The sequence below is a fragment of the Algibacillus agarilyticus genome (genome assembly GCF_003286125.1).
Lineage (GTDB): Bacteria > Pseudomonadota > Gammaproteobacteria > Enterobacterales > Alteromonadaceae > Algibacillus > Algibacillus agarilyticus.
Genome location: NZ_QMED01000001.1, coordinates 216,539 through 229,979 on the forward strand (window position 1 = coordinate 216,539; position 13,441 = coordinate 229,979).

At 38.1% G+C, this 13,441-nt stretch carries 15 protein-coding genes; all 15 read right to left on the bottom strand.

Features of this window, described 5'->3' with window-relative positions; all coding sequences use genetic code 11:
* Window positions 1–127: 127 nt before the first annotated feature.
* Complete coding sequence (gene pseH / locus DPX34_RS00960) at window positions 128–679, bottom strand: UDP-4-amino-4,6-dideoxy-N-acetyl-beta-L-altrosamine N-acetyltransferase (protein WP_111976537.1); 552 nt, start codon at window positions 677–679, stop codon at window positions 128–130.
* A 2-nt stretch (window positions 680–681) separates the two neighbouring features.
* Complete coding sequence (locus DPX34_RS00965) at window positions 682–2,037, bottom strand: ANL family adenylate-forming protein (protein ID WP_111976538.1); 1,356 nt, start codon at window positions 2,035–2,037, stop codon at window positions 682–684.
* Window positions 2,037–2,744 (bottom strand): SDR family NAD(P)-dependent oxidoreductase, encoded by a 708-nt coding sequence (locus DPX34_RS00970; protein WP_111976539.1) that lies wholly within the window; start codon window positions 2,742–2,744, stop codon window positions 2,037–2,039. Before DPX34_RS00970 ends, DPX34_RS00965 begins: the two co-directional genes overlap by 1 nt.
* A 6-nt stretch (window positions 2,745–2,750) precedes the next feature.
* A complete protein-coding gene (locus tag DPX34_RS00975; RefSeq protein WP_198673594.1) occupies window positions 2,751–3,050 on the bottom strand; it encodes a hypothetical protein in 300 nt (99 codons plus the stop codon).
* A 2-nt stretch (window positions 3,051–3,052) separates the two neighbouring features.
* Window positions 3,053–4,099 carry a UDP-2,4-diacetamido-2,4,6-trideoxy-beta-L-altropyranose hydrolase gene (gene pseG, locus DPX34_RS00980; protein ID WP_111976540.1) on the bottom strand — a complete coding sequence of 349 codons (1,047 nt, stop codon included), beginning with the start codon at window positions 4,097–4,099 and terminating at the stop codon, window positions 3,053–3,055.
* Window positions 4,099–5,142 carry a pseudaminic acid synthase gene (pseI, locus tag DPX34_RS00985; protein ID WP_111976541.1) on the bottom strand — a complete coding sequence of 348 codons (1,044 nt, stop codon included), beginning with the start codon at window positions 5,140–5,142 and terminating at the stop codon, window positions 4,099–4,101. The genes pseG and pseI overlap by 1 nt, the downstream gene beginning before the upstream one ends.
* An 8-nt stretch (window positions 5,143–5,150) precedes the next feature.
* Complete coding sequence (locus DPX34_RS00990) at window positions 5,151–6,116, bottom strand: glycosyltransferase family 9 protein (protein WP_111976542.1); 966 nt, start codon at window positions 6,114–6,116, stop codon at window positions 5,151–5,153.
* A gap of 10 nt (window positions 6,117–6,126) precedes the next feature.
* Window positions 6,127–6,825 carry a pseudaminic acid cytidylyltransferase gene (gene pseF / locus DPX34_RS00995; protein ID WP_111976543.1) on the bottom strand — a complete coding sequence of 233 codons (699 nt, stop codon included), beginning with the start codon at window positions 6,823–6,825 and terminating at the stop codon, window positions 6,127–6,129.
* Window positions 6,822–7,982 (bottom strand): UDP-4-amino-4,6-dideoxy-N-acetyl-beta-L-altrosamine transaminase, encoded by a 1,161-nt coding sequence (gene pseC / locus DPX34_RS01000; protein ID WP_111976544.1) that lies wholly within the window; start codon window positions 7,980–7,982, stop codon window positions 6,822–6,824. Before pseC ends, pseF begins: the two co-directional genes overlap by 4 nt.
* Before the next feature lie 2 nt (window positions 7,983–7,984).
* Entirely contained in the window at window positions 7,985–8,986 is a 1,002-nt protein-coding gene (gene pseB / locus DPX34_RS01005) for a UDP-N-acetylglucosamine 4,6-dehydratase (inverting) (protein ID WP_111976545.1), read from the bottom strand.
* Window positions 8,987–9,145: 159 nt separating this feature from the next.
* Window positions 9,146–9,460, bottom strand: a complete 315-nt coding sequence (locus tag DPX34_RS01010; protein WP_111976546.1) for a hypothetical protein — start codon at window positions 9,458–9,460, stop codon at window positions 9,146–9,148.
* A complete protein-coding gene (gene fliS / locus DPX34_RS01015) occupies window positions 9,457–9,885 on the bottom strand; it encodes a flagellar export chaperone FliS (RefSeq protein WP_111976547.1) in 429 nt (142 codons plus the stop codon). Before fliS ends, DPX34_RS01010 begins: the two co-directional genes overlap by 4 nt.
* Before the next feature lie 10 nt (window positions 9,886–9,895).
* Window positions 9,896–11,413: a flagellar filament capping protein FliD gene (gene fliD / locus DPX34_RS01020; protein WP_111976548.1), complete on the bottom strand. Its 1,518-nt coding sequence runs from the start codon at window positions 11,411–11,413 to the stop codon at window positions 9,896–9,898.
* A 24-nt stretch (window positions 11,414–11,437) separates the two neighbouring features.
* Window positions 11,438–11,875, bottom strand: a complete 438-nt coding sequence (locus DPX34_RS01025; protein WP_111976549.1) for a flagellar protein FlaG — start codon at window positions 11,873–11,875, stop codon at window positions 11,438–11,440.
* Between the two features lie 160 nt (window positions 11,876–12,035).
* Window positions 12,036–12,854 (bottom strand): flagellin N-terminal helical domain-containing protein, encoded by an 819-nt coding sequence (locus DPX34_RS01030; RefSeq protein WP_111976550.1) that lies wholly within the window; start codon window positions 12,852–12,854, stop codon window positions 12,036–12,038.
* Window positions 12,855–13,441: the final 587 nt, after the last annotated feature.

The window sequence follows — 13,441 nt, forward strand, 5'->3', positions numbered from 1 at the left end:
TAGTATATTGAGTAAACAAGCAATAATTTTTTAAGCTTACCTATACGTCAGTTATTTGACTTCACGACAATTATTTTCTTTATTATCAATTAGTAGCAATATTTTTGCCAATGTTTTTACAATCTAACTAACTGTTCGTTAAAATATGTTCAAAAGGCGCTATGTATTTTTTAAACCGCTTTTTATTGATCCAATCTTCGCGGTGCAATTCCATAAGATGCACATCATAAACGTTACCCTTTTTATAAATATGCTCTTGCCATACCCCAACTTCACGATAGCCGTGTAATTTATGCAACTTGACCACTTGTGTATTATTACTCATCACTTCAGCTGTAATTTTATTTATCGAGGGATCAAGAAATACAAAATTATAAAAGTAAGGCGGGACTAACCCGCCTAAATTTTTACACGCTTGGTCACCTATATAAAATCCCCAACTGCAACGTTTATGTTCACGTGAAATATCATTTTGGCTAATCACACCAATCGGCGATTGTTGATAATAAATTACCCAATAATTCACATCAGTTCGTTGTTTTAAGTTTTCAAACCAAGCCAATTGCAATTGTGGGTCGGGCGATATATCCGAAAACATAAACTCACTCACGGCAGAACTTAAACGCCAAGCTAAAACCAGCGATAAATGTGCACGATCAAGACGTTTAAATTCAAACATAATTATAAGGTTCGCATTTTTTTAAAGCGCGGGCTGTATTGCTCACTGTCACTGAAGGTTAATTTGGCCGGGATTTGAAAAGACTCAAGTGATGTTAAACAATGCGCTTTCAATTGAGCTTTAATAGCACGTTTATCAAAAACGTCATCATGTGCGGTTAAACGTAATTTGGCACAAACGATGTTGCCTAAAATAGCATTTCGCTCGCTATAAACTTCAGCTTCGGCCACCCAAGGTAATTGCATAATCACCGATTCAATTTCGGCAGGGTACACTTTTTGCCCGCCAACGTTAATAATTTCTGACTGACGACCTAACACTTTAATATATTCGCCCGATACTTCAACTTGATCACCTGTATGAAACCAGCCATCGTCGGTATAAGGGCTCGGCGCATTTAAATACCCTAGCATACCTGAGTAAGCTTTAATTTCTAAAATGCCATCATCTGTCACTCGGGTTTCAAAACCTTCACCGCCAATTTTCATCCATAACGAATCAGAGCTTTTAGATTTTGACCGCAAAATACCCAGCTCCGATAATCCATAGGTTTGCAATAATTTAATATGCGGAAATAATTGAGTAAAACGCAGCAAAGTTGACTCTGGCATCGGCTCTGTACCATAAGTCACCGTTTTTAACGACGTTAAGTTGAATCGTTTATATGCTTCACTGATTAAAATTAAATTAATAAACGTCGGCGATGTTGGCAACAGATCGGCTTGATATTTATCTATCGTCGATAAAACCGTATCAGGTGTTCTATCACTTACGGTGATAACACACCCCGCATTAGCAAGCGTATATAACAACGTATTTACGCCACCAATATGGTCATATAATAAAAAAGTAATCGCTCTTAACGCGTGTCTCTGTACTTTAAATTTTTCAAGTAATTTAGCTAAGTCGTGTACTGCGGCTTTACTTTTTCCAGTTGAACCAGACGAGAATAAGATAAGACCAGGGGCGGCAAGTTGTTTTAACGCATCAAAATAAGCGTGCTTTGCAGCGGTATTTGTTTGCACACACGCAAACTCATCTGAATCACTTAAGGTAATAACAAATTCAGCCTGTGATGTTTCAATAAACTCTTGTTTTTTATGCGCAACGGATTCAGTAATAGGCACGATCACACATTGTTTTTCAATCAGTGCTAGTAATAACGCGATCGCATTAGGTGAATAATCGGCCTCAATCATCACGACTTTACCTGGTTTAATATTTAAATCAGGTAAAGTGTGTAACCAGTGTTGTGTTTTATTTAATAACCATTCATAAGAATACAGCGTATCGTGCCAAACAATGGCGTCTTTGTTTTTATTATTGTTAAAAGTGGCCAGTAAAAAATCGATATACATTAAGCACCGCCTAAATAAACTATTTGCCCGGTTATAAAATCACTCTCAGCTCGTGTGAAAAATTCAATGACATTTTTCACATCATCAAATTCGCCTAATCGTTTGATACTTTGCTTATTTAACAAATTTTCGATTTTGTCGGCCGGTACATTTTTTATCAAATCTGTTTGAATAGGACTCGGACCAATCGCATTAACCGTGACACCAAATTCAGCAAACTCTTTTGCTAAAATTTTGGTTAAGGTTTCTATAGCCGATTTAGAAGCAGCATATATCGCTTCACCTTCTAAATTAAAGGGCACCGCGACGGTTGAAAAATTGACTATGCGGCCAAATTTATTTTTACGCATGAGTTTAACGGCTTCACGACAAAACAAAAAACTCGCAAATACATTGGTCGAGAACACTCGCTCAACGGATTCTAATGGGGTTAAAATTGCATGATTCATCGCGGCGACCCCCGCATTGTTAATCAAAAAATCAAGACGCCGATGTTTTTTTCTAATGGTCGAAAATAAGCGTTTCACTTGAAGCTCGTCAGTGATATCGACTTGAAAGTGCTCATAATTATCCTGTTGAATAGGACAGGCACTTCGACTACAACCAACAACGATATAACCTAATGATAAAAACCACTGTGCAAGCGCAAGCCCTATTCCTTTGCTTGTTCCGGTGATCAAAACGACTTTTGTCTGATTAGACTGCATAAGTATTTATTCTGTTGCCGATTCAAATATATAAGCAGCCAAGGTTTCAACCGTTCTAAATGGGCTATTTTTTAACGACATGGCTTTTTCATTAGCGATAGTAAAATGAATATCAAAATCATCCTCTAATGTTTCTTCAATCGAGAGTAACAAATTAACTAAATCAACCGAATCCATCGGGCTTTGTGGCCCATATAGAGCGGTTGAATTACCTTGTACTATTTTCTCATTATCTTCACGAGTCGTGTTTAGCTCGTCAATAGCACGATAAATCGTCTCTAAGCATTCTTCTTTTGATAATTTCATTATTATTTTGAATCCAACTTTTTCATAAAAGCATTAATTATATTTTCGGCACCATTTAAAACAGCTTTAGCTTTCATTGTGTTATGCATTTTGATTAAACGGTTTTCATCTAGCCAAAATTGTTCAACATCAGCAACTAATTTAACTAGATTAGCGGTTTTTCTAAAGTCTAAAACATGAGCCATTTCTTGTTTACTCGCCATATTACAGGCAATTTCTTGATTATTAGCCACCATCAATAAAATCGTCGGTGTACAACAAGCTTGTAATTCGTATTGTGTGGTTCCGCCAGCCGAAATAGCTAACCGACTGCGTGCAAAAAGGGCTTCTACGTTTTGACAATTATGATGGTGTTTTAACATGCGCGGATGCGCTTGTACAAAGGGGGTTAATACGTTTAAATGCGGATAGGCCTGACCGGTTATCACATTAATAACAACTTGAGGCAAAACCACATGTAAACGCTGTAATATGCTTAAGGTTAAATTTTTCGTATCTGAACCGCCCATTATTACCGTTATTTCATGGCGTTCAGTTACCGGGTTATCAATATTTTGATACGCAGCAAATGCTTGTCTAATGATTCTATATTGAGCGCCTAAACATAATTCAGCGGTTGACGCGGTATAACGATAATCAAGTAAACTGGCATGTTCGTTACCATTAATGATGCAGTTGGCAAAGAGTTGCCCTTGATCATTATTGTCATCAAAAACAGCAAATAAACAGTGTTTCGATATAAGCATCGATGATAATGCAAAACGATACGCTTCAGAAAACTGATAACCATCTAAGACTAACCAATCAACAGATTTCAGCTCGACGTTTTCATTTAACCAATAAACTTCTTCTTTGGGTGTTAACAAATCAGGCATGATTAAGGCTTTAAAATGCCCGTGATTTAAAGCCTTATACAAGGGATGCGTTGTTTTATTAATTAAAAAAGTAACATGATGCTTTGGCGAAAAATAACCTGCAAGCGCGAGGCAGCGCATTAGGTGCCCTAGCCCAATTGATTGACTTGCATCAACACGAAATATCACGTGCATTAAAGCAAGTCATCCCATTGCAATGAATGACCTGCAATTAAATCGGCTTTAACTTGCTTGCCCAGTATCGTTTGATAATACTTTGGCGCTAAACCGATGGCAGGGCGCACTATTTTTAAATGACGCGGTTCAAGTTTATTCCCGGCTTTAATATCTTCTACGATATAAATAGAGCGCCGGTAATATTTTGACTTCTCTTCAGCTGCGCTGCCACCATAAACAATATGACCAAGAGCTTTATGTGCTACACGACTTTGCTCACATAGTAATTTGAACTCTGGCGGTTCGAGTGAGAACGCGGCATCAACACCTCCCGCATGGCGATCTAATACAAAGTGCTTTTCAATAACCACCGCGCCAAGCGCAACAGACGCAATTGCAGCACCAATACCTTGCGTATGATCAGACAAACCAATTTGACAACCAAAGCGAACGCGCATGTCAGTGATCGTATTTAAATTTGTATTTTCAGGTGTGGCTGGATAAGTACTCGTACATTTTAATAATACAAGCTCTTTCGCACCCGCGGCTTTAGCGGCATTTAGCGCTTCAAATATTTCAGTTTCTGTCGCCATGCCTGTCGACATAATAATGGGTTTGCCCGTGCTCGCCACTTTTTGAATAAGTGGAATATCGGTTAACTCAAATGACGCGATTTTATAAGCGGGCACATTTAACGTTTCTAAAAAATCGACAGCGTCTTCATCAAAGGGCGAACTAAAGGCAATGAGTCCTAACTGATTAGCATAGTCAAACAGCTCTGAATGCCACTCATAAGGTGTGCTGGCTTTTTGATAAAGCGAATGTAAGTGCTCACCATACCAAAGCGAATCTTTTTCGGTAATACGAAAATTATCCGAATCGACTGCTAGCGTCATTGAATCAGCAGTATAGGTTTGCAGCTTTATTGCATCAACGCCGGCATCAGCTGCCGCTTTAATCATCTGCTTTGCTAAAGCAAGATCTTGATTATGGTTGCCCGATAACTCCGCTATAATAAAAGGAGGCTGAGAAGCATCAATTTTCCGCGCTGCGATCTGCATACAAACCTCTATGAACTTGTAATTTCAGTGATTGCGTCAATCAACTCATCAAGGTTTATATCGTTAAGGGCGGTTTCAATTGTATATTCCGACATCAACATTTTGGGCTCATTATCAGCCGCTAATAATAATCGCGGACAATTGACCGCTTTAGCAAACCAAAACGCATCTCGTGCTAATGTCACTAATAAATCAGCGCGGTTTAAATCTTTAAATTGCTGTTCAACATCAGATGACTTCCTAAATTCATTTAAAATATCAAATCCGGCTGCAATCAGTTTTTCTTGTAATATCTGATTGCGGTCAAAGCCGGCATCTTGCGCAGAAGGTGCAAGCGCTAAGGCGATCACTTTTTTAGCGGGTTTATTTATCGGCGTCGGCTCTGAAAGTTCAATATGGTCGTTATGTTGATAATCTATATAGCCACACGAACGCGATAAATAGTATTCAGGGTAGCCCCCATCCGGTAAATAAGCGCCTTGCCACCATTGTGTATGCCAAGTTGCCATGGTGAAATACGTACTTTCTAAATATAAACTCTGTTCTTGTACAAATTCAGGTTGTAATGCTTGTGTTTGAAAATCTGCAATAAGCGATTGCACCGACATAGATAAAATATTACCAGTGACTTTTTCACCAGCATCTTTTAAAAAACGCGCTAAAAAGCATGGCATAAATGCCGTATCTAAATTAATGACTTCATCATATTCTACCGCGAGAATATCTTCTGCTAAACCTAAAAACGTTTCCATTGCCGGTAAAAATTCATCAGGCCAAAAACCGTCTAATAGAGCGCTCACCTGAACGGTAGGCTCTGCAAGTTTTATAATTTTTTCGCCTGCGCCATAGGTTAAAACCGTGATCTCACTATCGGGCCGTGTTTGCTGTAAATAACGTAATGCAGGCACCGCAACCGAAGCTATTTCACCAAGTGATAACATTCTAATTAATAATATTTTATTAGTCTTTTTCATTAATTTATTCTCATTTTTGCTGCATATACGCGGTATACATTAGTTCAGCTCTTTGCCAATCTTCAAGCGTGTCAATATCTTGAACTAGATGGCGCGGTAAAATAATTGGATAACTATGCTCTGAAAAAATACGCTTTTTTCTAGCTAAATAATCAGCACTTCGCCCCCAATAAAACTGTCCTGCATCGTGATAAGCTTCGGTTAAATCTTGTGAGCGTTTACCAATATGTTCAGGATACATAATAGAAACACCACTTTCATTAATACAAATAGAACGTTGAATTGGAAAAGCGTAACTCGTTACCGAAAATGCATAACTTTTTGATTTATTTTCTTTTAGTATTTGTAAACCTTGTTGCAGATATTCGGGCTGTAAAAAAGGGGCAGTAGCATAAATACAACAGGTATTTTCAAATTCAAAGCCTGCGGCTTGCATTGTCTCTATCGCATGCCGTGTTACGGCGGTGGTTCCTGTGTAATCATCAGCCAAATCGGCAGGTCGCATAAAAGGGACTTCTGCACCATATTGCTTAGCCACATTGGCAATTTCAATGCTATCTGTACTGACAATAACTTTATCAAAGCAATTTGATTGCAGCGCGGCTTGGATCGAATAGGCGATCAAGGGTTGACCACAAAATTCGCGAATATTTTTTTGTGGTATTCTTTTACTACCACCTCGCGCAGGAATAACAGCTAAATTTTTCATCCAAGTATCGATTCCATGGTTGCAATAACATAATCCTGTTGCTCGAAGGTCAAATGAGGAAATAAAGGTAAGGTGATAGCCCCTGCGTAATAAGCTTCAGCACATGGAAAATCACCAACAGAAAAGCCTAATTTTTGATAATAAGGCTGTAAATGCACCGGTATATAATGCACCTGAACACCAATGCCTTGCTCAATTAATTGATTAAATACATGTTGACGATCATGGTTTGTAACTTCAACAACATAGATATGCCAACCACTTTTAGCATAATTAGGCTCTATGGGTAAAACTAAAGGTAAATGAGCCAGCTTTTCGGTGTAACGCTGCCACAATTGACGGCGTTTATTAATAAACCCATCTAACTTCGTTAATTGAGTTAATCCCAAAGCGGCTTGCAGATCACTTAAGCGATAGTTATAACCCAACTCTATTTGCTGATAATACCAAGCGCCATCATCTTGTGATTTATATTGATCTTCAATTAGATCAGGCGCACGCGTAACGCCGTGTTTGGCAAACAACCCTGAACGTTTATATAAACATTCATTGTTTGTAAGTAACGCCCCACCTTCTGCGGTTGTTATGGGTTTTACCGGATGAAAACTTAAAACCGTAAAGTCAGAATATAAACAATTTCCAACCGGCAACTCGTTATAAAAGCTCCCCAGTGCATGACTTGCATCTTCGACGATCTTAAAACCAAACTCATTACTCAAGGCTTTAATCGCCTTCATATCACAAGGAAGCCCAGCAAAGTGCACAGCCATTAACACTTTAGGTAGTGAATTGGTTAACTTTGCTTGAGTTAATTTTTTAGTTAATTCGGGTAAGGAAATATTTCGTGTAGCTGGGTCAATATCAACAAAATCTATAGTCGCGCCACAATACAAAGCACAATTAGCCGACGCAACAAAGGTATTAGGCGTTGTCCAAACACGATCACCTTTTGTTACGCCCAGTGCTAAGCACGCAACATGTAAAGCTGAAGTGCCACTATTAACCGCAGTACAATAACTAACCTGACAATAATCGGCTATGGCTTGCTCAAATTCTGGAACTTTTTGACCTTGGGTTAAAAAGTGATTCTTTAAAACATCAACGACTGCATTAATATCATCATCATCAATTTGATGATTGCCATAAGGAATAAACATATCTAGTAATCAGCAACTATATCTAACTCAACTAATTCGTTGACAGACAAAAAATCAGGGTTTGTACCAGAGTGATATTCAAAATCTTCAGCGACTTTTTGGCCTGTTTCACCTAATTTATTTGTAAAATAATCTAATTCTTTATCAAAAAAACTAATTGCCGGCGTGATCACATAATGATCATCAAACTCTATCGTTTGATGTGCAACTTCTTCAGGCACCATTATTTCATGCATTTTTTCGCCAGGTCGAATACCCACAACGTCATGATCACGAGTTCCACTTAGTGCTTCAACTAAATCGAGTATTTGCACTGACGGTATTTTAGGAACAAAAATTTCACCACCTTGCATGCGAGAGAAATTTTTAACGACAAATTCAACGCCTTGCTGTAGTGGTAACCAAAAACGAGTCATCGCCGGATGTGTTACCGGTAATAACTTAAGGCCATCCGCTAGTTTTTGTTTAAAGAAAGGCACGACCGAACCACGAGAGCCCACAACATTACCATATCGAACAACCGAAAAACGTGGGCCTGTCGCGCCCGCAATATTATTAGCGGCAACAAACAGCTTATCCGATGCAAGTTTAGTTGCGCCGTATAAATTAACAGGGTTAGCCGCTTTATCGGTTGATAGTGCAATCACACGCTTTACATTGGCTTCAATGGCCGCGTCAATCACATTCTGCGCCCCCAGAATATTGGTTTTAATACATTCCATTGGGTTGTATTCAGCAGCGGGAACTTGCTTTAACGCGGCAGCATGGATCACATAATCAACACCGCGCATTCCGGTAATAATTCGCTCTTTATCACGAACATTACCAATAAAATAGCGCATCGCAGGATGTTTAAAATCTTGCTGCATTTCGAATTGCTTTAACTCATCACGTGAAAAAACAATAACGCGTTTAGGATTATACTGACTCAAAATATGTTTGATAAAACGTTTACCAAAAGAGCCCGTACCACCCGTGATCAATATGGATTTATTATCAAACATAGTTTAATTACCTTTTGTTATCTTAATTTTATATCGGCGATATAATCATAAACTTAAGGGTTAGAGTATCTTAGGTAGAATTGTTTTTTGCAAGCTAAGTATAGGATTTATGAAGGATTTATGAAGGACAAGCGCAAAAAATAGAATGAGTAAATTAGGTTAACGGTATTTTTTTATCGCTTTTCTGCTTTTTACAATTAATCGTAATTTATCAGCCGCCGCTTGTTGCTCTTCTCGGACCAGCGTCATAATGCGGCTGTTATTATTAAGTTCTTGCTCAATTAATGATTTTGACAAATGCTCTTTCGCGGTTGTCGTTAAGTAATGTTGGAGTAACTCATCTCTTTCATTAATCAACTGAAAAATCAAACTGTCGTCAAATTCTTCAGCTGATAAAGCCTGCTGGATAGCCGTTAAATTATCGACTAAAAATGAGGCTGTATTTTCGGTAATTAATTGAATAGATTTACTCACACTGCCGCTTGTTGTTTTTCGCGCTGAGCTGCAAAAGCTTCCTGTTTAGCTGATTCAGGAATACTCGCCCAAGCCGTTTTAATCGGTAACATAAGGTTAATCACTTCATCTAAGATCTGCAAATTATTTTGCACATGAGCATCGGTTAAACGGCCAACCATATAATCGTATAGGGCAAATAAATTTTCGCCAACTTCACCACCGGCTTCAATATCGAGTGTATCACGCAAATTAATGATGATAGCCGTCGCCTTACCAATATTGTCACCCTTAGCTTGAAACTCTTTGCGTTGCATACAACCTTTGGCTATGGCAATTTTATCAACTGCGCCTTGCATTAACATTAAAGTCAGTTTATGTGGGTCGGCTAGTGCGACCTCCTGCTTTAAGTTACCTTTTTTATACGCATTTATACCTTTATACATAGCTTTTACCTTATCCTAACAAGCCTAAAGAAGCAGACAACGAACCACTCGTCCGGTTTAATTTTGATACGGTTAAATCCAAATTAATATATTTGTCTCTGATAATCTGTTCATAGTTCGATATTTGTAAATCAACTCGGATACGCTGATCGTTTAACAATTCTTTTTGATCTTTTAACCCTTGCTCACGCGAACGCAACAAACCACCATAGGTTGTATATTCGTACACATAATCATATAAATTAGAGGCGATACCTTCATCACTATCTGAAAATAGTGTCGCGATATCATCATAAGAGTCATCCAGCGATTCATCTAACCTATCGATGCCACTACCTAAACCAAACTCATCTGTTTCAGATATTTGCAACTTACCATCGTCATCAAACGATACACCGATTTGAAACAAGGTGCCTAACGACGAGGTACTTACGCTACCTGAAATAATACTGCTTAAGCCATTTTGAATGCCACGAGCCATATAATCACCCGCTAACGCACCATCATCTTCTAATTCAGATTGACCATATTTAGTTAATGTCGTTATTTCATCCATTAACGAATTATAATTATCAACAAAGTCCGTTATTTTATTTTTAAGCCCATCTTTATCGGCACCAACACTCAGCCGTGACGTTTTGTAAACATCTTCACCAGTACCTGAATCCGTATAATCAAATTCAGAAACATATTCGGCTGTAAAAGAGACATTTTCAATAACGTTTTCAAATTCATTGGTTTCACTGGCAACGGCAATACCATCAATTGTCGCTGTAGCATCGGCTGCAGTTTTAGTTTCATTCAAATTAGCCAACGCACCGCCACCCGAACTTTGGGTCGATAAATTATCAAGTTCAGCATCATCGGTGGTATTTACAATTTGTAAGTCGTTACCGGTACCGGTTTTTTGTGAGGTGAATACAATTTTAGCACCTGCCGCCGTACCCGTATCAATAATACTGGCCAATACGCCAAAAACATTGCTCGAACTTGATGTTGTATTATCTTCAACATATGTTTCACTAGCACTGTTAACCGCAGCGGCTAGCTCAGTTAATGTCATTCCGGCTGAAACGGTAACATCAAACGTTTCACCACTAACCCCAGTTTGAAAAGTTAATAAACCGCCAGCCGTTGAAACAGATTGAGAAGAGTCGGTATATGAAGCATCAGCAGATTCATAGCGACTACCCGTCGCTAATGAATCAATTGTGATTTCATACGAGCCTTGGCTTGCACTATTTGCTGCTTCTGCTGTAAAAATTTCTTTATCTTCTTCGGTCGAAGAAGGATGTGTGGTTACGGCTTTTCGGCCTTGCAAATCATATGAATTACGAAGTTCATCAACCGCGTCCTTAAAATCATCCATTTTAGATTTTAATTGGCCGACACCTGATATTTCAGCTTCAATTTCGTCTTCTTGCTTATCTAAACGTGCATACTTAGGTGCACTTTCTGCATCAAGCAGTTGAGTAACTAAGCCGTTTAGGTCTAAACCTGAACCTACACCAATTGAAGAAATGCCCATGATGAACCTCTATAAAACATATAACTAAACTTGATTGTTTAACAATACTCCTAAGCCAATGGTTTCACCAACATCACTTTGGAGTTCTTTAATGCGTTCAGACAGTTTAACAACCTCTTCCGTGGGAATTTGTCGTATCACATCGCCTGATTTAGCATCAGTTACTTTAATAATAGAACGATTACTGTCTTCATCAAAACTAAAACTCAATGCCTGATTTTTTGATTGAACAAAATCAGTCACTGAAGATAATGCGTCTTCTACTGCTTGTGAATTTGTATCGGCAGTATCCGCATTAACTTTAGCTTGTTCTTCTTCGTTCTTAACTTCAGCTAAGTTGGTGACAGACTTAGCCACTTGTTGCTCATCTTCAGCGTCTTGCTGCAATTGACGGGTATCAATTGCAGCGTTTCCGTTTAAGTAAGCAATATTCGCACCAGATTGTAACGAATTAACATCCATTTCAACCTCCACTTTTGCATAAATATTTATAATAAAAATTAAAGCTTTATAAAAACATGCCGATAGATTTATTAAGCATTACAAAGCGATAACCAATAAATTTAAGATATTTAAAAAAGTAAAGTTGCCCGATAAAACATTGGAGACAAATTTACCTAAATTACCCTAAAAGCGATAAAGCTGATTGAGGGCGTTGGTTCGCTTGACTCAATACAGATAAACTCGCTTGTTGAACAATTTGATTACGGGTTAATTCAGCTGTCTCGGTCGCAAAATCAGTATCACGGATTTGTGAACGTGCATTTGTTACGTTTTCAACAACATTGCTCAAGTTACGGATAGTTGATTGAAATCGGTTTTGCGTCGCACCTAAATCTGCACGTAAACCACCAATAGTTGAGATAGCCGCATCAATTGATGTTAACGCTGTTGAAGCACCTGTTTCAGTTGCAACCGTAGTATCGGTTAAACCTAAACCAGATAGTGAAGCACTTGTACCAACAGTTACGCTGATACTTTGACCACCATTTGCACCCACTAAAAATGAAGCTGAATAATCGCCTTTTAATAAATCAACACCGGCGAATTGGGTCGTTTGACCAATACGACTGATCTCTGATTTTAATGCGGTTACTTCTTTTTGCAGTGCAGCACGATCAGAAGAACTATTGATACCACTTTGTGATTGAACAGCAAGTTGACGGATACGTTGCATAGAAGTCGTAATTTCTTGTAACGCGCCCTCAGCTGTTTGCGCTACTGAAATACCATCGTTTGCATTTCGTACTGCTTGGTTTAAGCCTTGCACTTGTGAAGTCATACGATCTGATATTTGCATACCCGCTGCATCATCAGCAGCACGGTTAATACGAAAACCAGATGATAAACGCTCAAATGAAGTGCTTAATTGTGAACCAGAGTTAGCTAACTGGCGTTGTGCATTTAATGATGACACATTAGTGTTTACGAACATTGACATAATAATATCTCCTGAAAGTAATTAGAGTGTTTAATTCACTAAATTACTTTGCCTCTATATATAAACTCTACAAGTAAATGTAAGAGTCACCTCAGTTAAAATTGAACTCCGGCCCCTCAACCATTGTTCAAAAAGGTTCCCCCCTCATGTAAAGGTATCGGCCCACTCTTGATAAGCTTTAGCTATTTTTTTATCTTTTTTTAAAATAATCACAATAAAACGCTACAGCATTGATAAATAAGTACTTTTAAAATTATTTTTTTTAATTTATATAAACAAAGTGACTATTCGGGTGATTTTTATTCAGAAACTCATAAAAAAAATAGACGAATAATAAATACGACATGCAACCTAAAGCACAATAATTTAGGCTTTTTGACTGAATGAAATGCACTTTGGATAATTTAAACCGTAGAAGAAATGAGAAGTACGACAGCAGAGTGAACAAAGTGTCAGAGTAAAGCAATGGATGAATAGATGAATGAATAAACTAACAAACAAACTCATAATTCAGGAGTTAGAGGCAAAATATAAATTTGCTTGTTAGCTATTCGGTGTTGCATTCAGAAAATATCAAAAAGAGGGAT